This is a genomic window from Saccharolobus shibatae B12 (genome assembly GCF_019175345.1).
GTDB lineage: Archaea > Thermoproteota > Thermoprotei_A > Sulfolobales > Sulfolobaceae > Saccharolobus > Saccharolobus shibatae.
Genome location: NZ_CP077717.1, coordinates 312,773 through 337,537, shown reverse-complemented (window position 1 = coordinate 337,537; position 24,765 = coordinate 312,773). Strand labels below are relative to the sequence as shown.

The window sequence follows — 24,765 nt, the reverse complement described above, 5'->3', positions numbered from 1 at the left end:
GAGAATTAGGAGAATTAAATAAAAAATTAAGCTGGTCTAGTCACAGCCCCCATTGAGGCCTGGGAGACCAAGGAGGCGTATTTAGCCAATAGACCGGACTTGTATCTTGGAGATGGAGGAGACCATCTCTTCAACCTATTCTTTATCTCCTCCTCGGATAGCTTCAAGTCAAGTCTTTCGTTCTCCACATCAATTACTATAGTATCTCCATCTTCAACTATTGCGATAGGACCACCTACCATTGCCTCTGGAGCTACATGGCCTACCATAGGTCCCCTGGTGGCTCCGGAAAATCTACCATCAGTAACTAAGGCAACGTTATTTAAACCAGCACCCATGATTGCCGCTGTAACTCTCAACATTTCTGGCATACCCGGAGCTCCCTTAGGTCCTTCATATCTTATAATTACCACTTGACCCTCCTTAACTTCGCCACTTTGAACTCCCTTAAAAGCGTCGTCCTCGGAATTATACACCTTAGCCTTTCCTTCAAATTTAACAACACTAGTTGCGGCTACCTTAATTACGGCACCTTCTGGGGCTAACGATCCCTTCAATATAACTATTCCTCCTCTAGGCTTAATCGGATTCTTAACATCTCTAACTATATGACTGTGAGGTACATTAGGATACTTGTATTGCTCAAGGTTTTGCTTCATAGTCTTTCCAGTAACTGTTAAAACGTCACCATGAAGTAGACCAGCATCTAGTAGTTTCTTTAAGACTACCGGAACACCTCCAACTTCATCCAAATCAGCCATCACGTAATCTCCACCAGGTTTCATACTTGCGATATAGGGTGTTCTTCTTGAAATTCTATTGAAATCATCTAAGGTTAATTTCACTCCTGCTTCATAGGCTATTGCCAATAGGTGTAATACCGCGTTTGTTGAACCACCCATAGCCATTAGCGTTGTTATTCCATTCTCAAAGGCCTCAAAAGTTAATATGTCCCTTGACTTTATTCCGTTTTCAATTAAACTACCTAAAGCTTTTCCAGTTTCCCTCACATACATTACTCTCCTAGATGAGGTAGCTGTTGGTGATGCACTCCCTGGCAATGCCATTCCTAATGCCTCTGACATTGAGCCCATAGTATTGGCTGTAAATAATCCAGAGCAAGTTCCCAATGTCGGATGGGCCCTTTTCTCTATTTCGTATAACTCATCTTCTGTTATTCTCTTTGCTAAATAAGCACCTATTGCCTCATGTACGTCCTCTATCGTTAACCTTTTACCCATAAAGTATCCAGGCTCTGCTGATCCGCCATAAATGTAAATTGAAGGTACGTTTAACCTAGCCATTGCCATTAATATGCCTGGCGTTGTCTTATCACAACCCCCAATTCCGACTAACCCATCAAATGCGTGAGCATTAAATTGGGCCTCTACCATATCTGCTATTAAATCCCTGCTAACTAAACTATACCTCATTCCCTCAGATCCCATTCCAATGTTATCGTTAACTACCATAGTTGGGAATGCTAATGGGGATAAACCAGCTTCTTTTGCCCCCTCCTTGGCTACTCTTGCTAAAGCTAATGTGTGGAAATTACAAGGGCCTGCCTCACTCCATGCTGTGGCTATGGCAACTAATGGTTTACCTATCTCTTCATCCGTTAAACCTACAGATCTTAGAAACGCTCTGTGTGGAGCGTTATATACACCATGATATCTCGAGGGGCTATTTAATTTTGCTGGCATATAGAGAAATCCGAACTGAGACTAATAAGTGATCATGTTTACAAGTTAGGTTTAACAAGGGTGATTTTAACATGTCTTCCCTCCAAGTAGAACCATTTCGCCTCATTTTGCAATTAAAAACCTCAGAAAGAGAAGGGAGTCGTTTAGGAGTAGTACGTAGGAAAATTTATTAATTATGAATGATAAATATAAACATAAGGGTGGGCGGGAGGGTAAATTATGCTAGATAGCCCCACTGATGTAATTATACTCTTAGTGGTTATTGCTGTACTCTTCTTTGGATCATCTAAAATACCAGAGCTTTTCAGAGCTTTAGGAAGATCAATGGGAGAGTTCAAGAAGGGACAACTTGAAGCAGAAATGGAAATGCAACAAATGATGTCTAGCAATGTAGTTGAAAAGAGGGAGAGTAGTGAAAGCGTAGAAGAACTCGAGAAGAAAATAGCGGAATTGCAAAATCAATTGGAAGCACTGAAGCAAAGCAAGAAGGCTTGAGGTATTTAGAGTGGAAGAAAAGGTAAAGGAGAGAGGAAAAGAAGAAAAGAGTTTTTTGAAGAGAAGCAGTTATTAGATCATTTAAGAGAATTAGCAATAAGGCTAAGGAGGATTATAATAGCTTTAGCTATTTCGTTCTTCTTTTACTTTATGATAGGCTATGAGTGGATTAATATAGATCCATTACAAATACCATTACTTGGGATAAATATATCAAAAATTCCAATTCCCTATCCGTCATTTTATGACAGTATAGCAGTACAAGTAACTAGATTCTTTATTTATCATGAACTACCAGCCAATACTAAGATAATAATAAACTTATTCGATCCATTATATGCATCGCTATATGTTTCACTCTACCTTGCGTTATTGACCACCTCTCTTCCCATAATAATTAGAGAAACTTGGGCCTTTTTGGCTCCGGGATTGTATGAACATGAAAAGAAAATATTTAAGCTAACAATAATTCCAGCCTTTCTGCTTTTCTTCTCTGGGTCTCTATTTGCATTTTTCATATTAATCCCCTTAATGTTTGATATGATATCGTTGTATACCCAGTCTTTAGGGCCTGCCGTAGAACCTACCATAAGTTTAAGTTCGTTCATATCTACAACTTTCTTATTAATGGGCTGGAATCCTTTTTCACATTAACAGAAAACCTTTTTATATTTGATAATGTTAGAATTTTCCGATGAAGATGATCCCTTATGCCGATGTGGGCTATGCCCAAAAGGATGAGGGTGAAAATTGCAGAGATGTGAGCCCCGTGCCGTTGGGCTCAAAGGAGTCCCATGACCCACCTACCGTGAAGCTGGATAGGTGGTTGAGGGCTAAGTCCCTACACTTAATCATGATTGAAGATAAAATGATTGAAATGAAAGTGTAGGGACAAACGGTCGTTAGGATTGGCATTTGAGATGCCATTGGTAATGATTGGTTTAACTTACCTAAGAATCGTTAAGGCTAGCACTTGGAGGAATTATTGGAGATGGGGAGTTTTAGTTTCCTTCATTATTGCATGGATAATTTCACCGGGTACAACTGGAGGCGTTATGGAAACAATTATAGGATTATCACTATCAAGTCTATACTTTTTAGGAATGGGAATATCATTCTTACTAGAGAAGAAAAGGAAATCTTAAGTTATAAATAGTAGTTATCTTTATAATCAAGATTAAATAAATGTATCATCATGGGAAACTCGGAATCGATATCCAGCACCTTGAAGGAGATATTTAACGTGGATCTTAGTAAGTACTGGAATGAAGCTGAAGGAATAAACAATGAGATTAAGAGGACTTTAGGGAATAGTTTTAGGTATGCGCTTAGTGAAACTAAGAGGTATATTCTCTATTCGATAATAAAGTATTACAATCCAGATGTAGTGATTGAAACTGGTGTTGGTCCGGGTGTATCAAGTACAATAATACTCTCTGCCTTAGAGAAGGGTACACTACACTCCATTGATATTAGAGAAAGCTTAGAGAATGGAAAACCAGTAGGATTTTTAGTACCAGAACAGTTAAGGAGTAGGTGGAAGTTATACATAGGAAGGAGCAGAGATATCTTACCTGATCTATTAAAAAGGTTAAGTAAAGTTGATATTTTCCTTCACGATAGTGAACATACGTCTGAGAACGTAACTTTTGAACTTAATCTAGCGTGGGATTACTTGAGAAATGATGGAGTATTGCTTGTAGATAACCTAGATTTCACTGAAGCACCTTATCATTTCGCTAAACAGAAAGGGGTAAAACTATATGAATTGACAAACGAAGCTGGAGGTCTTGGAATTATAATTAAGAGTTGAAAATAGATAAATATTTAAGTTTAATAATGTACAAAAAATACTGATGATGCTAAATAGAACTAAGGCATCTGGTTACCTCATATTAGTAGGTGTATCACAATTTTTACTATTTTTTATAATATCGGAAATCTTATACCCAGGTTACTCGGTCAAATATAACTATATTAGTGACTTAGGAGTTGGAAGAACTGCAATTATATTCAACACATCCATAGTCATAATGGGAATACTAGTTATCATAGCATCAATACTGCTTAGGGCAAACTACTCACCGTTAGTCTTTTTAGTAGGGTTAGGAGCAGCATTAGTAGGTATATTTCCGGAAAATACTGGACTGCCCCATTTGATTGCATCACTAATAACTTTTCTTTTCGGAGGGATAGGGGCAATAGTTACTTCCATTAGGAGGAATTACTTTTGGACAATACTAGGTTTGGTAACGCTAGCTTCACTAATTCTATATATTCTTAAGGGTTATGGTCCTTTAGGACCAGGCGGATTGGAGAGGATGATAGTTTATCCAGAAATAATATGGGGAATAAGCTTCGCAACGTATTTGACACGTTAATTGTAGATACAGAAATCATCATTTAGACGACTATTAACTATTTTAAAGTAAAAATGTTAATAAGATAAGCTTTATATTCTCTTATAAGAAATGTAGAATTGAAATGAGTTTCAAATTTGAGGATATAAAAAGCATATTGCAAAATCCTTCAATTAAGGGATTTAAGGTTAGTGTAAGGAAAGCAGTGAATTTCTCTGAGAGCAATACTTTCCAATCAATATCTAAAACGACAGTGAAGGAGGGAACTAACTTTGAAGGTATGTGGATTAAGTGCATTAAGGAAAGATTAGAATGCGATGTGGTAACAGAAAAAGGAGACCTGTATATAATTAATTTTAAAGATAAAATAATAATAAAACTTGAATATATTTAGCTATAGTTTGTCTGCCAATACTTTATACTTACCGTCTTCTGACGACTTAATTTTAACCCTAACTTTATCACCTATCTCTACGTCACTTGCGAAATTGCAATATATCTTAAATCCCTCCTCTAATTCCACGATACCGTATATGGAAGTATCGTTTTTCCTAAATATCTTAGTCCACGAGAAAACCTTACCTATTCCACCGCTTCTTAGAACCTCTAAATCTCTTGATCCACATTTAGGACACAAATTCCTAACGTAGAAGAAAGTATTCATACACTTCCTGCATCTAATATATGGTAAATATCCACTCTGTACTATTTTATCATAAGTGGAATATATTTCTTCTAACCTCATTTCTTCTCACCTAATACTAAAGATACCGAATGAGACCTATTCCACCCACCAATTCCATTTAGGAATACAACGTCAGTACCCTTAACTTGATGGCCATCTGCCATATCGTTTAATTGAAGTAAAGCTTCTTCTAAAATAACACCACCACTCATGTAAGCGGGTTGACCAGTATTCAAACTACCACCCCCAGTATTAATGGGAACATCACCCTTGAATGTAGTATCGTGATTTTCAAAGAATGAGCCTCCCTTACCCTTCTCCGCTAAGCCAATATCCTCAACTTGTAGCATAACGGTAATGGTAAATGAATCGTAAAGCTCAAAAGCGTCTATCTTTCCATTTAATAATCCCTTAGAACTCTCAACAGCTGGAGTATATACTATCTCATCTAGCTCTGTAGGCATAAAAGGCCAATGAGCCTCTCCATATCCCAAGATGTCTATATTTCTAAGGACTGACTTGCTGCTTCTCTTACTTACCACAAAAACGTGAAAACCATCTATAGGGTAAACTATCTCAAGAAGATGCAAAGGATAGGATACTAGCGGAGATTTCAAAACTTGCTCTATAGTTAGCGGATCTCTAAACATGGCCTTACTGTTTTGCATTGCGTTAAACCTTTGCCTAACTGCTATTAAGGCCCTTTGTTCGTCCGTACTTTTAAAGAGGTACCTATGTCTATTGGCTACCAGTGCGTAATCTGATACTGGGTTTAGATCGTTAAGTCCTCTGAAAAGCCTATCAAATGGTGTTAGAGATACGTCAGGGTATGCCTTATCTATTGCATCCACAGTAACTCCCTTATTTCTCAGTTCTGTAGCTTTTCCACCTACTATACATAAGATTGTTTCGCCTTCTCCAGCCTTAATTGCCTTATATGCTCTGTGTATCATACTTAAGGCTGAAGCTCCTCCATAATCAAAGATTTGAGTGAATTTAGGTCTTATTCCAAGATATTGGGCCACTTGGTTTGTGAAAAAATGGGAATTAGCGTAACCGTCAAAGGTTCCCGGCAAATATGTAAGATATATTCCATCTACATAATTCTTATCTAAACCTGCCATTTCTAACGCAGAAAATACAGTATCCGCTAATAATTCAAAGGTTGACCCTTGATACTTTTTGTAGAGACTGCTGGTGAAACCAGTTATCACAACACCAAACCCCCGGTAACTCCTATTACCTCTCCCGTTATGTAGGATGCTTCTTCAGAGGATAGGAAAGCTATTAGATTAGCTACGTCTTCTGGACTACCAACTCTACCCATTGGTATTTTCTCTATAATTTTTTGTCTAACCTTCTCTGGAACTGCCCTCGTCATTGGAGTATCAATGAAACCTGGAGTTATGGCGTTTACGGTTATGTTATATTTAGCCAATTCCCTTGCTAGAGTTTTCGTGAAGCCTATAACCCCAGCCTTAGCTGCTGAGTAATTAGCTTGTCCAATATTTCCCAACCAACTCATTGATGACATGTTAATTATTCTTCCATAATTTCTCCTTATCATTCCATCAACAACTTGTTTAGTCATATTGAACATACTATATAGGTCGACCTTCATTACTTCATCCCACTGTTCAAAAGTCATCTTAACAAATAAGGCGTCCCTATTTATCCCCGCATTGTTTACTAAAATATCTACGTAATCTATTCCTAGGATCTCGGTAGCTTTCTGATAGAACTCCTTAGCTGAATTGAAATCCCCCACGTTTACATAAAGTGGAACGACTTTAGAACTTGTCTGTTGGGCGATTTCATTTGCGACGTTTTTAAGTTCCTCCAACTTTACATCGCCTAAAACTACGGTAGCTCCAAGACTCGCTAATTTGAACGCTATAGCTCTTCCTATTCCACTAGCGCCTCCAGTTATAATGGCTATTCTCCCGCTTAAATCACAGAATTTACGCATATAAGAAGAAAACGTGAGAAAGATATTAAAACATTAGACTTTACAAATAAACGTTTCACTATTTACCCTCGCCATAAGGAACAAGACTTTTAGTTAAAAATTTTCGTATTACTATGTATATATGGGAAGGTGTGCCTTTGAGCCTTCCAACCATTCCTTAAGTTCCGAATAGATGAGGAAAACCTTAGCAGTTTGGAGCAAAGAAGAGTTCGGCTTTCATCGTAACTAGTAGTCATTTTTAATCATTATCTAGTTACTCAGCCTCATCACTCCTTTTCTCTCCCCGTGCCTAGGTTAGGGAACCTACCTCCCAGCCACGACATGGGGAGTTTCGTTGATTACCTTCCTCCCCCTCGCAACTGCTCATAGAGTTCATAGTGAAACTCTCTGATTAATTAACTATAAAGATTTTAAGGTTTCGGTTTATGAACGTAGGGTAATCTGATAGGCATATGACATCAGTTTGCCTAATATTTAAGAGGATTAGAAGTTAATTAAAAATGACTAAAAGTTACGTAAATACATTACAGACATATTGTAATGTCTGCAAACATAGTTATAGCTCCTGGTTAATTGTTTCCCTTTTAATATATTGCACCAAGCGCTATTTTTAAAGGGTTACTTCAAGGATTTCAACGTATGTTTAAACATTTGTAATTAAGATTAAATATACCTAGGAAAGTATTAGAAGACCATACCTCATCAAAAATTAATTAAAATGACGTTTGAATTTCAGAACAAATTATTGAGAGTTTATAAATAACTGGCTCAAAATTTTCCTCAACCCATTTCTTATATGCCTATCTAAAGTTACCTTAGTTACTCCAAACATCTCAGCCAATTCTTCTAATCTGACTCTTTTAGGGTATTCGAAGAACCCTAGTCTAATTGCAGTTGTGAGTATCTCCCTTTCTGTAGGAGTTAAAGAGTTAATTATAACTAGATCATTTTTTATATCATTTACCTTAGTTTTTTCCATATCAACATTTTCCACCTTAACGTCTATTCTCTTCAGACCATGTGATATATTTGAGAGAATTTCCTCTTCTTCTCCAAAGAAATACGCATACCATTCCTCTATTCCATTACTTATGGATAAGTTCGTTATGACTGCGTTATTTTCTATCATGACTCTTGTAACCGAGTTGTCAAAATTTTTAAAATAATACAATAAGGCCACTTTGCTAGATCTTGGTCTGTCTATGTTAGCTACTTTTATATTATTGCCATATCTTCTATTAATTGCTGATATGAAATCTGAAAGTTCGTTTTTATCATCGGAGTAAATCTCAGCTATTTCGAAAATTGAATTCTTAGTTATCAGTGGAAAGAGATACTTTACCTCGGCATTTACTTTGAAATCAGACGTCTTATAAGTCCAACACGAATCATGCTTAAGATCAAGCTTGACTTTATAAACATGCATCAAGTCTTTATATATCCGCTGACCTTAATATACTTATATTATTATTGTGATAGTATCAATCATATAAACTCACTATTGGATTTTAACGAAAAACTTCATTAGTATTATAAAAAGGAATCACTTAACCATATTAAGTGAATATACTTGATCGATAAACCCCTTTATAACTTCAAGATACTTATCCTTTTCCTCCCACATGGCCATATGGGAGCTATTCTCGAAAATAACAAGTCTAGATCCCTTAATATTTTTATGAATAAGCTGAGCTACATTAACAGTTACTTCATCGTATTTTCCCACGGTTATTAGAGTAGGAACAGTTATTTTATATAATTGCTCAGTAACGTCCCAATCCTTTATTGTTCCAATGATAGTAAACTCGTTCGGACCATTCATTATTTCATACGTCCTCTTTTTCTCTATGTACTCGAAAGTCCTTTTAACTGGTTCCGGCATTTCCTTAAGTCTCAATAGATGTTGACTATAGAAGAAGTTTACGGCCTCTAAATATTCCGGGTTTTTGAAATCACCTAAACTTTCATATCTCTTTATAATTGTCTTGTACTTGTCTGGTAATTCCTCAATTAATCTCCTCATCTCTTTAACGGTATAGGGAACACTTGATAGTCCACTACTTACAATAAGACCTCTTAAAAACTGTTGATACTTAAGTGCATAAGCTATTGCCAACGCTCCACCGTAGGAGTGTCCCAATAATACAATCTTATCATTGCCGAAAACTTGCTTTCTAAGTTCCTCTAATTCCTCTACGCCATGATCTATGGTATAATCAGAAGTATCTTTAGGGTCATCGGACCTACCGCAACCAAATTGGTCATAAAATAAGACGTTAATTCCGTAATTTGACAAGTCTGCTAAAGGTATTAGGTAATCATGAGAACCTCCAGGACCGCCATGCAAAGTTACCAAGTTCCTATTACTATCCTTTACTCTATACAACTTATAGTATATGTTTATTCCAAAGATTCTCCCATAACCTTCCTCCACATTTATAGAATAACCTTTCATAGTGATAAAATAGTATGATAAGATAATAAAAAACCTTGACTTGTGACTTTGAATTAAGATGATATGAGGAAAAAGAATTAACTACCAGCCCTCGTATACTGTCTTCTCCTTAAGGTAGAACTCTAAAGCCTCTTCTCCCATCTCTTTCCACGTAGTGGCTCCAGAATTCTTAAAACCACCAAATGGTGCTTGCAATTCCAGTCCGACTGTTGGCTTATTAACCTTTATAACTCCTGCATCTACCCTACTAACGAACTCGTTAATCGCCTTGATATCGCTTGCCACTATTCCAGCTGTATGTCCATAGTCTACAGCATTGACTAGCCTTATAGCCTCATCTAAATCTTTTGCCTCAGTGACACTGAGTACTGGACCGAAAATCTCTTCTTTAAATAGTCTCATATCAGATGTGACTCCTTCGAAAATTGTAGGTTCTAGGAAATATCCCTTCCCCGGTATTGTATTTCCACCATAAATTAGTTTCGCTCCGGCATTCTTTCCGTATTCTATATACTCTAGGTCTTTCTTAAATTGACCTTCATCCACAACTGGACCCATATCCACATCTTCAGTACCCGGTCCTACTCTCCACTTCTTAACTCTTTCTAGTAGTCTTTGTTTAAATTGAGTATATACATCCTTGTGAACTATTAACCTACTAGTTGCAGTACATGATTGACCGGTTAGCCCAAATCCTCCTCTTACGGCTAACTCAGCAGCTAACGTTAAGTCAGCGCTCTTATCCACATATAACGCGTTTTTACCTCCTAGCTCTAGTTGAATTCTTGTCATTCTATTTTTATTTCCCACAAGTTTGTAAATTCTCTTGCCTACCTCGGTTGATCCAGTAAATGATACTGCAGCTATGTTATCATCACTTACTATGGTATCTCCGACTTCACTTCCCTTACCAACTACTAAATTCACAACACCCTCTGGCAATCCAGCTTTAGACAACACTTCTACCAATTTGGCTACCATTAACGGTGTTTTCGTCGCTGGTTTTATTATTGCAGTGTTACCCGCAGCCAAGGCTGGAGCCAATTTCCATACTGGTATTGATAATGGGAAATTCCATGGGGTAATTAAGGCCACTACACCTAAGGGTTCCTTTACTGTAAATATCCTAGTATTAGGATCTGCTGAAGGGAGCGTTTTCCCGGATATCTTAAATGCTAACGCTCCATAAAATTTCAGTAAATTATAACTTCTTGTCACTTCGAACATACTATCCTTTAGAGTTTTACCCTCCTCTAATGTCATCAATAACGCGAACTCTTGGGCTTCCTGTTCCATTAATTCCCCTGCTTTAAGTAATATTGCCCCTCTCTTAGGTGCTGGAGTCTTTGACCATTCTTCAAATTTGGCTACAGCCTTGTTTATGGTTTCCTTAACGTCATCTTTTGTATATAATCTTATTTTAGCTAGTACGTGATCCTTGTCAGCTGGGTTAATATCAAGGTATTCTTCCCCACTACCCTTAATCCACTTGTCAGCCAATTCTTGATAAGATTTCATACTAACTATATCGCCTTAATGGTTTTTATTTTGGTATGCTAACATGTTTACTACCAACTTTATTATATGCTAAATGCATTTTTATCATGATGAAATTATTTAGAGTTGTAAAAAGGGGATATTATATAAGTTACGCAATATTAGAGAACAATACAATAATAAGGTTAGATGAGGATCCAATCAGAGCCCTAATTAGGTATTCGGAAAATAAGGAAGTTTTAGGAGATAGAGTCACTGGAATAGATTATGACTCACTGCTAAAGAACTTTCAAGTTAACGATGTTAGAATAACTAAACCAATTGAACCTCCGGAAGTTTGGGGATCTGGAATATCGTACGAAATGGCCAGGGAGAGGTATTCTGAAGAAAACGTAGCCAAAATATTAGGTAAGACGATCTATGAAACAGTGTATGATGCTGTTAGACCAGAGATATTCTTCAAGGCTACTCCAAATAGGTGCGTAGGGCATGGTGAGGCAATAGCGGTAAGAAGCGATTCTGAGTGGACACTACCAGAACCGGAATTAGCTGTAGTATTAGACTCCAATGGTAAAATCTTAGGCTATACCATAATGGATGACGTTTCCGCCAGAGATTTAGAGGCTGAAAATCCTCTCTACTTGCCACAGTCTAAGATATACGCTGGTTGTTGTGCCTTTGGACCAGTTATTGTTACCCCAGATGAGATTAAGAACCCGTATAGCCTTGATATCACTTTAAGGATTATGAGAGATAATAAAGTGTTTTTTGAGGGATCAGTGAATACAAACAAGATGAGGAGGAAAATTGAGGAGCAAATACAATACTTAATTAGGGATAACCCAATACCGGACGGGACGATTCTAACTACAGGTACTGCGATCGTTCCAGGAAGAGATAAGGGGCTTAAAGATGGAGATATAGTGGAGATAAATATAAGCAATATAGGGACATTAATAACTCCAGTTATAAAGAGAGTAAAAAAATAAGATCTTTTAAAATATTTCTTTATTATTATGTTTATTTAACTGTTTTTTCTTCTAATTCCTCCACGTCCGCAACCTTATATGTCCTAGTATCATAGCCTATAATTAAACCTAATATACCGGTCAAAATACCATAAACGGCCAAACCTAATGTCAGATCTACTGGACTATAAGTTATACCAAGAATTCCTATTAGTAACCCTATAAATGCAGCTAACTTAACCCAGAAATATCCCCATCCCGCAGCAGTACCTCTTTCTTTGGCTCCAAAGAAAGCGTTTATGGACGTCATACCTTGACTGGCTGGACCTATGACATGGAAGAAATAAAATAGGAAAGAAAATACCACGAAGTATATTAATGGTAAGTGATAAATGTATGTAAGTGCGATTAGCCCTACTGAAATTCCCTCACCTATTGCTCCTATTACATATTGTGATTTGGTACCAATTCTAGGTGTTAACCATGCTGTCAAATAGCCACCTATTACGCCTCCAGCGTACAGAAATGCAGAAGCTGCTATTGAGGCAAGTGGTCCAGCCAGTTTTAGCGCTAGTAATATATAAGGTACATAAAAGCCAAATGTATAGAATATGAATCCTTGTTCAAAGTTGCCGTTAAAGGAATAGACCAACTCCCTCCATTTACTCGCCCTAAATATGCTAAAGGCACTCTTTAATCCTCTAGCTGGTGCCCTTAATTGCAAATCCACGTCTGGGACATCTGGCAAATCTATTCCGTAGGTCTGCTTCAATATTTTCTTGGCAGTAGCTAATTTACCTTGATATGCTAACCATAATACCGATTCTGGGATCCTACTTCTTAGTAATAATATTCCTAAAGCTAGAACACCTCCAACTATCATAATAATTCTCCATAATAAGGGAGATGTCAATGAGTGAACTGTAAAGAAGAATGGAACCACTATTAAAGCTATGGTAACCTCGTACATGATATACCATTGTATCTGCCATAGATTTGACCAAAATAGTCTCTGTTTTTTCTCTAAATACTCGAATATATAAGCAAAACCTGTTGCAGTATCAGCTCCTAAAGCAAAACCTAATAGACCTCTGAAGATTGTTAACTCTGTAATATCAGTAGATAATCCTCCCAAGATTGCCATACCGGTAAATAATATCATATTAAGTATGAACATATTTCTCCTACCAATACGATCGTTTAACCAACCGCCAACCACTGCACCTACAACAGCACCTAATTGTACTGCGCCTATAGCTAAGGAAATTAAAATAGGTGGTACAGAAGGGAAAGTGCTTTTGAGGGATGCAGTACCAAACGTCATACTTGCGAAATCATATGCATCTAGCCAGAGACTAGCTAGAGCTAAAATTACTATATATCTTGCGGTTATATTTTTTGTATTCAAGACTGTATCATATACTTTTTTGATACCCCTATCTATCTCTTCTTTAGAGTATTGTGACATACTCTTCTCAAAAGAAACTATCATTAAGGAAATATTTAAATAGATAACTTTACTGGTAAAGATTCTTAATATCCTTTATTTTTGGAGAAACATGACTCGTTTTTAATGGGAAATAGCTTTCCTCTTTAAATCCTTATTATGCCTTGGCTGATAAAATATTATTCCTACTTAAATCTACATTTATTTATTATAAATAAATTCTACTAGACTTATATCTTCCTATTTTTAACTATATTCTAAGACATTGATTTAAATATATCTTGTATAATTACATATTTATAGTAAATAGTAAACTTTATTAATAATGGAAAGAAAGAATCTTTTATGGGAGGAAGGGAAATAAGCACTGGGCAAGTAATTAAGGTAGCTGTAGGTACTTCCTTAGGTACTACAATAGAGTGGTACGATTTCTTCCTATACGGCTATGCAGCCTCACTAATATTTCCTAAACTGTTCTTCCCGCCATCATACAATCCGCTAGCAGCTCTGCTAGTATCCCTTTCCACGTATGCAGTGGGATTTGTGGCAAGACCAGTAGGCGCAATGATATTTGGACATTTAGGAGATAAATTAGGTAGAAGAACGGGATTGCTGTGGGACTTAATACTAATGGGTATAGGAACTGGGATTATAGGTTTCCTACCAGGGTATTCGCAAATAGGTTTTCTGGCCTTAACAATAGCTACAATCAGTAGAATCTTACAAGGTATTGGTGTTGGTGGTGAATGGGGAGGAGCGACTACTTGGTTGACTGAATACGCTGCAAAATCAAGATGGAGAGCATTTTGGGGAAGTTGGGTCCAACAAGGTGTTCCAATAGGATTATTATGGGCTTCCGCGATGCTAGGTCTTTTTGCAACATTTCCTAGCAGTTCACCTTTAGCTTTGTCAAATTATGGATGGAGAATAGCTTTTTGGATTGGAGCCATTGCAGCTATCATAGGTATAGTTATAAGGTTAGCATTACTGGAGAGTCCATTGTTTGAAAGAGTTATAGAAAAAGGTGAAGTTTCAAAAATACCATCCATAGAAGTTTGGAGGAAATACTGGAGTAAGATACTTCTACTGGCAGCTTCGTGGGCAGCTCAGAATGCAGGCTTCTATTTATATTCAGTTTATTCAGTAACCTTTCTTGCTGGAATAGGTTTCCCAAAGAGTCTAGGTCTCTTAAGCGTAACGGTCTCTGCGTTGATAGGCATATTCATAACGGTATTATTTGGAATTCTAAGCGATAAAATAGGGAGAAGATTAGGAATGATGATAGCGTTTGGATTTGGCTTAGCCTTTAGCTTCCCATACGTTTTACTGCTATTTTCAAAATCATTTTCAATAATATTGTTAGCGCAAATACTCATGGTAGTAGCAGTACTAGGATCTTACGCTATAATTCCGGCTTTCTTTGCTGAGAATTTCCCTACAAAATATAGGTATTCTGGTACAGGGTTATCTTACCACATGGCAGCACCATTTGCTGGTGGACTTGCTCCAATAATAGTTGCAGATCTAGTAGGAGAGAAATATTTAGTAAACTGGTGGGCATTTGGTGCAGTGTTCGCTGCTTATTTTATTATATCATTAATTGCGCTAGCTATACTTAAAGAAACTAAAGGGAAGGAGATGGATTAACACTGTAAAAATCCCTCTTTCAATTCATTATTTTTTGATAACCAGTCCAATACAAGTTCCCTATTTTTCTTACTCAAGTAAATGAAGTTTCTGCATAATATTTTACCTAGTTCTGATGTTAACTTACTATTTAAAGAGAGAAGTTTGAACAAGTCAAAGTCATTTATCCTTCTCCCAATCTGTTCTATAAATAATTTTAAATATTGTTCATGCTTAATCATCAACTCTAATACCTTCTCTTTATTGTCGAAAAAGAATATTGCATTGAAGGTAGTTAGAAGTCCATTAGCGAAGTTATCATTAGATAAGGCTAAATCCAAAACACTTTCTTGATCTTCCTTCTTTAATTCATAAACCTTACCTCTAATGAACCCAATGAAACTTCCTAGGGATTCGCTTATACCTTCCCCAAACCCACGTGCGAAGTCGGGATTTCCTTGAGCCGTATTAAAGGCAAGCCTCTTTAAATCCTCTGTCAAATAGGGTAAAGAATTTCCGAAATTTCTACCCAATACTCTAGATAGTTCCAACTCACTCTCTCCTACCTTAACTATTACATCAAGGAATTCGTCTTCTAATAATGAAAGATCAATCGATGACAGAAAGCCTTTAGCGAATTCCTTATCTTCTTTCATCTTTTCTATGACCTTCCTCTTCCAGTGGTAAGGTAAGTTTTGAAAGCCTTTTCCTACACCTATACTAATACTTGGGAAATTGAGTAACTTTTCCTTCATCTTATCATTAACTTCGTAAAGTCTATAACCTATTATCTCGTCAATATCTTTATTTTTATTCAAGAAATTTTCAATATTATCTACCTTGTTTAAATTGACAGATTGCAAAAACTCATAGAGGAACATCGAATTATCCTTAAATATATCTAATATCTGCCTTCTAATCTCAAAAGGTAATTTATCGAATTGCCTTGCAATATTACTCCCCACACTTGGGATATGCTTTAATTGAGCTACGTTAACAGCCAATATCTTCATGATATCTGGATATTTGTAAAGTTCAAGATTGGCTAATAATTCCATTGCCATTACTGGGCTTAAATTTCCAAGATAGAGTACCAAATCCCTCTCTAATTCAATCCCATCCATTCCTCTCGCTATTCCTCTACATAAACTTTGATAATAGTCACATGATTTGACAAGTGCTTTCAACGTCTCTCTGTCAATTCTACTTACAACCTTTCCTATACCTAAACCTAACTGATAGAAGTTGACGTCTCTATCCAGTCTATTCCAATTATCAGCAGTTAATATTTGAATTAGTGCCTTAGCGTAATCTGTAGGAAGGTTAGAAAGTAAATCTCCAATTCTCTCCATAATAGGAAGTTTTAGTTATTAGGATAAAAAAGAATTCACGACTTGCACTTGTACTCTTCAAACACTCCATCTCTAATTGTATAACCTAATCCCGGTCTATCCGGAACTACTAAATGGCCATTGTCAATTTCTATGCTCTCCTTGAATATTCTGTCTCTTAAGTCATTTTTCCTTAGATGCATCTCTATCCAAGGTGAATTTAATGCAGCTGCTACGTGTAAGTTGCCAATAAGCGATATACCTCCTGCTGAATAATGCGGAATTAACGGATATCCCATCACCTTGGCCATATTCCCTATTTTCATCATCTCAGATATTCCTCCTGTCCACATTACATCTGTTTGCACAATATCAACTGCCCTCTTTCTCATAATCTCGTAAAATTCCCACCTAGTATAGGCTGTCTCGTAACCAGCTATGGGAACTTCCAACTCCTCTGCTAGTCTGGCACTTAGGTCGAGGTAATCTGTTTGAATTGGCTCTTCAAAGAACCATATCCCCAATTTCTCTAACCTTCTTCCCATTTCCAACGCTTCTTCAAACGTGTAAACGTTATTAGCATCCACAGCTATTTTAACGTCCTCTCCAACCACTTCCCTTATGGCATTGAGTCTCTCTAGATCTTCATCCATGGTTTTAGCGCCGATCTTTACCTTAATTCCCTTAAATCCCATTTTAACGTAGTATGCTTCCTCATCTCTAAGTTTTTCAAGATCCTTCTTTTCAGAATAGTAACCCCCAGTTATATACGCTCTCACTTTCCTTTTGCTACCTCCAAGTAATTTATAAATTGGTTTCTTTGCCTTTTTCCCCATTATATCCCATAGGGCAGTATCTACACCACTAATACCAGCTATGGCTATTCCTCTTCTACCAAACCTCAAGGTAGCTTTATACATTTTATCCCATAAGTACTCAATTAGTTCCTCGTCTTCCTTGAGGAGCAATGGTTTCAATATTTTCTCTATTGTAACTTGAACTGCATCTGAACACCCGTAAGCCAATGACTCACCATAACCTACATAACCGTCAGAAGTCTCGATCTCAGTTACCACAATCTCCATTGGGTGCTCGGCTAACCCCTTAATTGCTAACGCATCCATTTCATCGTTTATTCCTTCGTAACACAACTTATACGTTCTAATATCTTTTATCATGATAGTAAGTAACCTATTATACTTATAAACCTGAATCCTAACAAGGTAAAGTTTGAGAGAAATTAATAAGTACTTTTGCGGATTTATTTTTCATGAAGATTATAAGAGATCCAATTCATGGCTACATTGAGGTTGAGGACATCATATTACAAATTGTTTCTACTGAAATATTTCAGAGGTTAAGGTACATTACACAAACTGGTTTAGCCTACTTAGTATATCCGGGAATGAGACATACCAGATTTGAACATAGTCTAGGAGTTATGCATTTAGCCAAGGAACTTACTAGATACATTAAGATAAATTCTGAGCAATATACCGATTTAGATTTCATTAATGAGGAGTATTTGAAATTAGTGGGTTTATCTGGATTACTTCACGATATAGGGCATCTCCCCTTTTCTCACACTTTTGAAAATGCCTTGTCCTTGGCTAAGGAGGTTTATGGGATTGATGTGGAATATTATGGTAAGAAAACTCATGTAATATTTGGAAATAGAGTTATAGACTATTACTTGGGTAACTACCTTGATAAGCTGTCTAAGAATTATGATGTTGTGAACTTCGTGCAAAGGGTAATATCCTCTACTCCTAGGACTAGAGAGGAAAGTTTAGCCTCACTAATAATTTCAAGCCCATTAGATGCGGATAGGGGAGATTACTTACTGAGAGACTCCTATTTCGCTGGTGTTGGGTATGGAAACTTCGACATTGAGAGAATTAAGAGATCCTTAATTTACGTTAATGGAAAGTTAGCAGTACTGAAAAAGGCCATACCAGTGGTTGAGCAATTCCTCTTGGCTAGAATGTACATGTATGAGACAATATACTTTCACAGTGTAGTAGGGTTATATAATGGGGTATTATCTCACGCGGTTGCTAGATTAATACAAGGAAATCTTATACCTAGTATAACTCCCGAAAACTACCTGAAGCTCAATGACGTTCTAATCATGTCAAAATTATATGAGGCTGGGAAGGAATTCTTCGACGCGATAATCTATAGAAAGGGCTTTAAGAGATACAAGAAGGACATAACCGGTAACTGTTATGAAACCCTAGAGAAGAAAAGAAAAGAAATAAACGAGATAATGAGAGAAAATAATGGATTAATATTATATCACGACTTTTACGATGTGCCATATAGTGAGGATGAAATATTCGTTTACGATGACGATGAAATAAGACCATTAAGTAACGAGTCTAGAATTGTCTCATCTTTAAGTATTATTAAAAAAGGTATTGTAGGGTACCACGAGAGTGTAGAGGATAAAATGAAAAAGATCCATGAAATTTTACGAGAATGTTCCCTTTAAGGGTTAACTCATTTCTCATTAGTATTCGAGAGAACCTATTCACGTAGAAATTATATTGTTGGAAAAAGGGAAAACCTCATTCTATGACAACTGGTATTCCTTCCCTCACCTTAACTTCGTTTAGTTTAGAGTCTTTAACATATAGTAATGTACCATCTGCCTTAGGAATCACTACGTTATCGCTAGCTATTACAGTAAACGGTGGTAAAATGTATTCTCTTAAACCTAAAACTTTGCTATTCTTCGGAGAAGTAACAACAACCTCAGTGTCAAGTTCTTTTAGCTTAACATTAAAGTTACCTACACCAAATTCCCCAGAAAATACCTTATAATAGTAATAGTCCTCCTTATTATTATAGTCTTCCTCTACCTCTTGATCGTTTAGGTTAAAGAAAGCAATGGCGTTATATCCTTTGACCTTACTCCTAATCTTCAACAAAACCCTTTCCCTTAATGGATCTTTGAACAATAAATCCTCAGTTACTAACCCTGGCTCATCCACTCTAACGACTTCACCATTTGGAAGAACTGCCATCTTTAACAACTCAACGTTCATCTTTTCTGGATGTCTATCCGTGATATAGAGTGGTCCTCCACTGAAAACCCTTGCAACTAGGTGAACCTTTGCATAAGGATCATAAGACATAAACATATCGTAATCTGGATAAACTATGTGAGATGTCAACAATGAATTATACGCATTGAACATAACGTGAAGTTTCGCTCCGTCTTTCCAGAAGGGTACGTAGTCGATTGAATTCCTCATTACATTACTATAAAAATAATTACAGTAATTTTCTGGATTCATCGACATACAATTTATAATATCTTTCCCTACTGCATATTGCAAAGCGAGTTGAACATTCCTACTGGCTAGACCTATTGGAAACCCATCATATATTGCGTGAATTACCCATTGATTATCAACTTTAACAAGATCGAAGTCCCTTAAGATATTTCCATCAAATGCCTTATAGAAATCTATTGTATCCTCAAGATTTGGAGGAGGCACATAACTGTTGAGGAAGGTATTAAAATGTCCCTTTACGTCAAGTGACTTCATTAACTCTTGAGTCATCCCTCCCCAATGGGCGTTTATCGCATGCCATAAACCAACGTACTTAACGCCAATTGACTTTAACGAGCTTACAGTCTTTCTGAAGCCGCTTGGGAACTTCTTATTATCTGGCTTTAAACTCCTTATTGCCCTATCGTTATTTTGGTCTTGCCATCCATCATCAATTATTACCCAACTCAATCTTACTCCTCTATCCATTATCCCCTTTACCGCTTTGGTTACATTCTCCTCATTAAGGTCCTTAGTTAAAAACGCGTTCCAACTACACCACCCTAGCCCACTCATGACCTTGTCTGGAAAGCCCTTTTCTTTTCTTAGCTTGAAGGTATGTGTTTCCTTAGAAGCAATACTAATTGCGTTCTCTATTGCCTTATATGGGTTATCTGAAGTACCTATAGAGAGGAAGTAACTCTTCCTAATTTCATCAGCATTAAAACCAGAGTAGATTTTAACTGAATCGTTAAAGAGATAAGCTGTAACGTAATTGTTGGAAAGTGTAAATAAAGCTTGATAGGAATTTCCACTCTTAACTAGTGCGAAGACGCTATAGTCTGGAATTGTGTTAAAGACTGGATAGAGCCAACATGGGTAAGTCCTTATGTATTTTTCATGATCCAGACTCTTAATCTCGTATTTAACCTCCTTTGGTGGTTCAGTTACGGGTTCCATATCAATTGCCAATTGGTTATAATATGCAAAAGCTTTCCCATAGACTTCTGAATAGATTTGTTGAGTAGTTAATGAGAGAATTTGATCAGCCTTTAAATCAAGCTTTAACGTAATGGGAAATTTAGATAGTTTCACAAACGACTTTGCCTCAACGCTGTATATCTTTCCTTCACTATTGTGCTCTTTCGTATGAATCTTAACTATTGCTAAGTTTTCGCAATTTCCGTTGCTTTCACATTGATATCTATTCCCATTCTCGTCTTCTATCCAAATCATCATAATAATAACCTATTTTGCCTATAAGTACTTTAACTTTACCAGTTAAAGGCAAAATAAACCTAATATTTAAGAGTATATGAAATAAAACTTATAAGTCCTCCAAAAAGATATATCTTAATGTCAGATAGTTACGATCTAAAATACGCTTATAAAGCATTGTTTATCTTAGCCCCCATAGCTATAGCGGTAATGTACACTGAAGCTATGTTGATACCCTCTTTGCCAACGATTGCAAACGACTTCAACGTAAATTCAGCAACTGTAAGTTGGATTTTAACTGCATATCTTGTTAGTGGGGTCATCTCAAATCCTATCGTAGGAAAACTAGGTGATATCTACGGAAAGAAACGTGTTTTGGTTTACGTAATGATGATTTACACAATTGCAGTCACATTCAATGGCTTTGCCCCAAACTTCACCTTGTTCATAATTTTCAGAACTATTCAAGGAATTGGGTTAGGAATGTTTCCACTAGCCTTTAGCCTAATAAGAGAGGAATTTCCACCGCACTTAGTACCTAGAGCCCAAGGTATTGTCAGTGCGATGTTCGGTATAGGCTCAGCAATAAGTTTACCAATAGCAGCAACAGTTGCTCAAGATTTAGGATGGCAATATAATTACCACTTCATAATACCATTTGTGATATTATTGACTTATTTAACATCTAGGGAAATTAGAGAAAGTAAGTACACAAATCCAAACACAAAGATCGATTACGTAGGTGCTTTAGTATTGGGACTCTCATTGGCCTTAATGACGATAGCCCTTTCAGAAGCACCAACGTGGGGTTGGCTATCATTTGACTTTTTAACAACAGTGTTTTTAGGGATATTCCTCTTCTTTGGATTTATATTGTACGAAATGAGAGCTCCATTTCCGTTAATTCCAATAAACTTGTTGAGGGAGAAAAATGTATTAGCTGCAAATATAGCTGCATTTGTAGCAGGATTTGGAATCTTCATGGCATATCAAGCAATAACTTATCTCCTTGAACTTCCAAATCCAGTAGGATTTAACCTAGATATTCTGACTACCGGACTGTTAATGTGGCCAGTTTCATTAATGCAGATGATAGGAGCCTTACTATCCTCAAGGCTAATACTGAGGACTGGTACTAAATCTATAGTTGTAATATCATCCATAATTTTATCATTCTTCTATTTCATCCTAGGTTTAATAGCAATAGGAGGTTCATCAAATAGTCTTGCAACAATAATAGTACTTTCCTCCTTGGCTACATTGGGCGCTGCAATGCTTAACGTTGTATTAATAAACATCTTAACATTTTCAGTGGAAAGGAGAGTTTTAGGAATTGCGACTGGAATGAATACAGTATTTAGACTCATTGGGGGAGCTTTCGGGCCATCAATAGCTGGGTCTCTATTATCAACTTACTATCAGTATTTGATATATCCAGTGACGTTGAATGGGCAAGAAACGTTCTTATCAGTTCAACTTCCATCCGATTACGCGTTCCAACTGACATTCTATATAGCGTCAATTGCCGGCTTACTGATGGCCATAATAGGGAGTATGACAAGAGATATAAAAATAAGAGGGACTATAGTATCACAAGAATAATCAGCAAGATAACCTATATTTCTCGTCATCCCTCCCTTGTCCCAGCCTTCATCATAAAGTACTTGCTTTTCAAATATTCCAACACTTTAGGAATATTTATTTTCATAGGACATACCTCCCTACAGTTACCAGCATGAGAACAAAGCAAAGCCGGCTTATAATCGTTATAAACTACACCACTCCACATTGCGCCCATTGGGCCAGAATAGGGAGGATCGCCCCATTTACCATCTAAAGCCCTATAAACTGGACAATGGAAATGACATCTACCACATCTTATACAGAGTAACGCTTCTCTCAATACCGGATCCTCATTAGCCTTTCTCCTACCATTATCTACTAAAATTAGGTGAAACTCCTTTGGACCGTGGGCCGGAGATACCCTTTTTTGCTCAACATCGCCAGTTGATGAAGGACCAGAAGTAACGTTTATATAAGTTGGAGGATATAAACCAGCATAGGCTGCTTGAACTAAAACCTCATACATTGCGTACTCCAAGTTAGGCAAAATCTTCTCTACGCCGGTAATGGAAATGTGAACTGGGGGAACTACGCTACTCATCCTTATATTGCCCTCATTCTCCACTAGTACGATAGACCCTGCATCTGCAGCTACAGCGTTAGCCCCAGTAATTCCTATATCAGCTGTTAAAAACTTCTGCCTCAAGAATTCCCTAGCAACTCTAACAATATCCTCATGTTTATCTCCCGGATCTATACCTAACTTCTCCTTTATCAACTCCCTTATTCTCTCCCTAGTCATGTGGACGGCGGGGGCAATTATATGTGATGGAGGCTCATCAGCGAATTGTATAAGTAGTTCACCTAAGTCAGTCTCCCAAACCTCATTTCCTATGGACTGCAAATACTTCCTAATTCCCGTCTCATATGCAACCATTGACTTCCCCATAACAACCCTCTTACCACTACCTACAATTTTACCAACAATCTCCCTGGCTTGCTCAGCGTTCTCCACGAAATACGCCTTACCACCAATCATCTCTACAGATTTCATGGTCATCTCTATGTAATGATCTAAATTACTAAGAACCTCCAATTTCCCCTCTCTAACTTTTCTCGCTAAATCCTCTAAATATGGATGTTCCCTTAATACCTTAAATACCCTAGGAACGTTATGCTCTACTCCCCTCTTTATTGCAATATCCCAATCACTCACCACTTATCACCTCCGCGAAATCGTAAGCTTCAACATAAGGAGAGAGATTAGCGTAACAAAATGGACAAACTAAGAGAACTTTATTGTGAACAGTCTTTAATGCCTCTGCTCTATTTCTCGCTATTTTATCGCTAGCATCCTTATTTATCGGAGCCAATGGACCTCCGCAACACATTGAAGTTTCCTTACCAGTTATCATCTCATCCTCCTTCAATACTATTCCAGCACTCTTAATAACTTCCCTAATGGAATCCCTCATCCCCAGAAACCTTGAATAAAGACAAGAGTCGTGAAATACGAAAGTTCCTTCACTCTTAATCTTAATGTTTTTAATAACTTCAAAATAGTTTACAATCTCCACATTCCATGATGAAGAAAACATCTCCTTTATTCTAAAGAGCGTATAATGAGTATGAGGATCTACCGTAATTATCCTCTTAACGCCATGAGAGTTGAAAAGCTCGATTAATTTCTTAGCGTATTCCCTAAATTCCTCTATCATTCCCATTTCCAGTAAGATTGTGCCACTATAGGGCTCATTCTCATATAAATAACCGAAATCAACACTGGATTTTAGAACTGAAGCAATATTCCTAAGTATCTTATATGAGCGTGTATCCCTAGGCTTATAGAAGACCTTTAAGATCGATGAAAATCTTTCTACACCCTTAAATTTGGATAATGTTGGCAAAATTTCGTCAAATCTCTTTCCTAATTCAGCCAATTGATAAGAACAACCAGTGTAAATTATTGTCTCCCCACCTTTCTTAAGATTTAAACCATTAGCCCATTCGTAACAAACACTCTTATTTACCGGAAATGGAAGGTAATCCTCCATTAAATACTTCAAAAGGTTCCTTCTAATGAAATTGATTTGATCTTCATCTATCATTAATGGAATTATCGACTCCTCATATAATAAGTTTTTATCCTAACGTGTGTAAGATTATA

Annotated in this window: 22 protein-coding genes and 2 pseudogenes; 11 read left to right on the top strand and 13 right to left on the bottom strand. The window is 36.9% G+C overall.

What is annotated here, in order from left to right:
• Positions 1-26 precede the first annotated feature (26 nt).
• Entirely contained in the window at positions 27-1,703 is a 1,677-nt protein-coding gene (ilvD, locus tag J5U23_RS02160; protein WP_218266789.1) for a dihydroxy-acid dehydratase, read from the bottom strand.
• A 219-nt stretch (positions 1,704-1,922) separates the two neighbouring features.
• Here ilvD and J5U23_RS02155 point away from each other — a divergent pair, with 219 nt between their 5' ends.
• The 7 genes and pseudogenes from J5U23_RS02155 (at position 1,923) to J5U23_RS02125 (ending at position 4,952) form a co-directional block, all read left to right on the top strand.
• Complete coding sequence (locus J5U23_RS02155; RefSeq protein ID WP_218266788.1) at positions 1,923-2,198, top strand: twin-arginine translocase TatA/TatE family subunit; 276 nt, start codon at positions 1,923-1,925, stop codon at positions 2,196-2,198.
• A gap of 10 nt (positions 2,199-2,208) precedes the next feature.
• A pseudogene (locus J5U23_RS02150) lies at positions 2,209-2,831 on the top strand (twin-arginine translocase subunit TatC); the annotation flags it as partial.
• Between the two features lie 67 nt (positions 2,832-2,898).
• Positions 2,899-3,087 (top strand): hypothetical protein, encoded by a 189-nt coding sequence (locus J5U23_RS02145; protein WP_218267474.1) that lies wholly within the window; start codon positions 2,899-2,901, stop codon positions 3,085-3,087.
• Positions 3,088-3,103: 16 nt separating this feature from the next.
• Positions 3,104-3,343: pseudogene (locus J5U23_RS02140) on the top strand (twin-arginine translocase subunit TatC); the annotation flags it as partial.
• 50 nt (positions 3,344-3,393) lie between these two features.
• Positions 3,394-4,011: a class I SAM-dependent methyltransferase gene (locus J5U23_RS02135; protein ID WP_218266787.1), complete on the top strand. Its 618-nt coding sequence runs from the start codon at positions 3,394-3,396 to the stop codon at positions 4,009-4,011.
• A 43-nt stretch (positions 4,012-4,054) separates the two neighbouring features.
• The gene (locus J5U23_RS02130; RefSeq protein WP_218259259.1) at positions 4,055-4,579 is read left to right on the top strand and encodes a DUF998 domain-containing protein; all 525 of its coding nucleotides are present in this window, start codon (positions 4,055-4,057) and stop codon (positions 4,577-4,579) included.
• A 103-nt stretch (positions 4,580-4,682) separates the two neighbouring features.
• Positions 4,683-4,952, top strand: a complete 270-nt coding sequence (locus J5U23_RS02125; RefSeq protein WP_218266786.1) for a hypothetical protein — start codon at positions 4,683-4,685, stop codon at positions 4,950-4,952.
• Here the strand turns inward: J5U23_RS02125 and J5U23_RS02120 are convergent, their stop codons facing one another.
• From J5U23_RS02120 to aldhT, 6 genes are all read right to left on the bottom strand, one after another.
• Complete coding sequence (locus J5U23_RS02120) at positions 4,953-5,303, bottom strand: Zn-ribbon domain-containing OB-fold protein (RefSeq protein ID WP_218266785.1); 351 nt, start codon at positions 5,301-5,303, stop codon at positions 4,953-4,955.
• Positions 5,300-6,457, bottom strand: coding sequence for a thiolase family protein (locus J5U23_RS02115; protein ID WP_218266784.1), 1,158 nt, complete (start codon positions 6,455-6,457; stop codon positions 5,300-5,302). The genes J5U23_RS02120 and J5U23_RS02115 overlap by 4 nt, the downstream gene beginning before the upstream one ends.
• Positions 6,454-7,212, bottom strand: a complete 759-nt coding sequence (fabG, locus tag J5U23_RS02110; RefSeq protein WP_218266783.1) for a 3-oxoacyl-ACP reductase FabG — start codon at positions 7,210-7,212, stop codon at positions 6,454-6,456. The genes J5U23_RS02115 and fabG overlap by 4 nt, the downstream gene beginning before the upstream one ends.
• 742 nt (positions 7,213-7,954) lie before the next feature.
• Complete coding sequence (locus tag J5U23_RS02105) at positions 7,955-8,638, bottom strand: helix-turn-helix domain-containing protein (RefSeq protein WP_218266782.1); 684 nt, start codon at positions 8,636-8,638, stop codon at positions 7,955-7,957.
• Positions 8,639-8,755: 117 nt separating this feature from the next.
• Positions 8,756-9,667, bottom strand: a complete 912-nt coding sequence (gene pip / locus J5U23_RS02100; RefSeq protein ID WP_218266781.1) for a proline iminopeptidase — start codon at positions 9,665-9,667, stop codon at positions 8,756-8,758.
• Positions 9,668-9,748: 81 nt separating this feature from the next.
• A complete protein-coding gene (gene aldhT, locus J5U23_RS02095) occupies positions 9,749-11,185 on the bottom strand; it encodes a 2,5-dioxopentanoate dehydrogenase (RefSeq protein WP_218259251.1) in 1,437 nt (478 codons plus the stop codon).
• Between the two features lie 86 nt (positions 11,186-11,271).
• Between aldhT and J5U23_RS02090 the strand changes: the two genes are divergently transcribed.
• Positions 11,272-12,153, top strand: coding sequence for a fumarylacetoacetate hydrolase family protein (locus J5U23_RS02090; RefSeq protein WP_218266780.1), 882 nt, complete (start codon positions 11,272-11,274; stop codon positions 12,151-12,153).
• A 31-nt stretch (positions 12,154-12,184) separates the two neighbouring features.
• Here J5U23_RS02090 and J5U23_RS02085 read toward each other — a convergent pair whose 3' ends face one another.
• Positions 12,185-13,600: an MFS transporter gene (locus J5U23_RS02085; RefSeq protein ID WP_218267473.1), complete on the bottom strand. Its 1,416-nt coding sequence runs from the start codon at positions 13,598-13,600 to the stop codon at positions 12,185-12,187.
• Between the two features lie 324 nt (positions 13,601-13,924).
• Between J5U23_RS02085 and J5U23_RS02080 the strand changes: the two genes are divergently transcribed.
• Positions 13,925-15,226 (top strand): MFS transporter, encoded by a 1,302-nt coding sequence (locus J5U23_RS02080; RefSeq protein WP_218266779.1) that lies wholly within the window; start codon positions 13,925-13,927, stop codon positions 15,224-15,226.
• On the opposite strand, the gene J5U23_RS02075 is transcribed toward J5U23_RS02080, so the two are convergent.
• Both J5U23_RS02075 and araD read right to left on the bottom strand, forming a co-directional pair.
• Positions 15,223-16,557, bottom strand: coding sequence for a hypothetical protein (locus J5U23_RS02075; protein ID WP_218266778.1), 1,335 nt, complete (start codon positions 16,555-16,557; stop codon positions 15,223-15,225). The genes J5U23_RS02080 and J5U23_RS02075 overlap by 4 nt on opposite strands.
• Before the next feature lie 35 nt (positions 16,558-16,592).
• A complete protein-coding gene (gene araD, locus J5U23_RS02070; RefSeq protein WP_218259247.1) occupies positions 16,593-17,714 on the bottom strand; it encodes an arabinonate dehydratase in 1,122 nt (373 codons plus the stop codon).
• Between the two features lie 92 nt (positions 17,715-17,806).
• On the opposite strand from araD, the gene J5U23_RS02065 reads away from it, so the two are divergent.
• The gene (locus J5U23_RS02065) at positions 17,807-19,030 is read left to right on the top strand and encodes an HD domain-containing protein (RefSeq protein WP_218266777.1); all 1,224 of its coding nucleotides are present in this window, start codon (positions 17,807-17,809) and stop codon (positions 19,028-19,030) included.
• A gap of 76 nt (positions 19,031-19,106) precedes the next feature.
• Here the strand turns inward: J5U23_RS02065 and J5U23_RS02060 are convergent, their stop codons facing one another.
• Positions 19,107-21,056, bottom strand: coding sequence for a Sip1-related alpha-galactosidase (locus J5U23_RS02060; RefSeq protein ID WP_218266776.1), 1,950 nt, complete (start codon positions 21,054-21,056; stop codon positions 19,107-19,109).
• A 117-nt stretch (positions 21,057-21,173) separates the two neighbouring features.
• Here J5U23_RS02060 and J5U23_RS02055 point away from each other — a divergent pair, with 117 nt between their 5' ends.
• Complete coding sequence (locus J5U23_RS02055; protein WP_218266775.1) at positions 21,174-22,637, top strand: MFS transporter; 1,464 nt, start codon at positions 21,174-21,176, stop codon at positions 22,635-22,637.
• A 25-nt stretch (positions 22,638-22,662) separates the two neighbouring features.
• Here J5U23_RS02055 and J5U23_RS02050 read toward each other — a convergent pair whose 3' ends face one another.
• Positions 22,663-23,814 (bottom strand): LUD domain-containing protein, encoded by a 1,152-nt coding sequence (locus tag J5U23_RS02050; protein WP_218266774.1) that lies wholly within the window; start codon positions 23,812-23,814, stop codon positions 22,663-22,665.
• Positions 23,807-24,706: a (Fe-S)-binding protein gene (locus J5U23_RS02045; RefSeq protein ID WP_218266773.1), complete on the bottom strand. Its 900-nt coding sequence runs from the start codon at positions 24,704-24,706 to the stop codon at positions 23,807-23,809. Before J5U23_RS02045 ends, J5U23_RS02050 begins: the two co-directional genes overlap by 8 nt.
• Positions 24,707-24,765 lie beyond the last annotated feature (59 nt).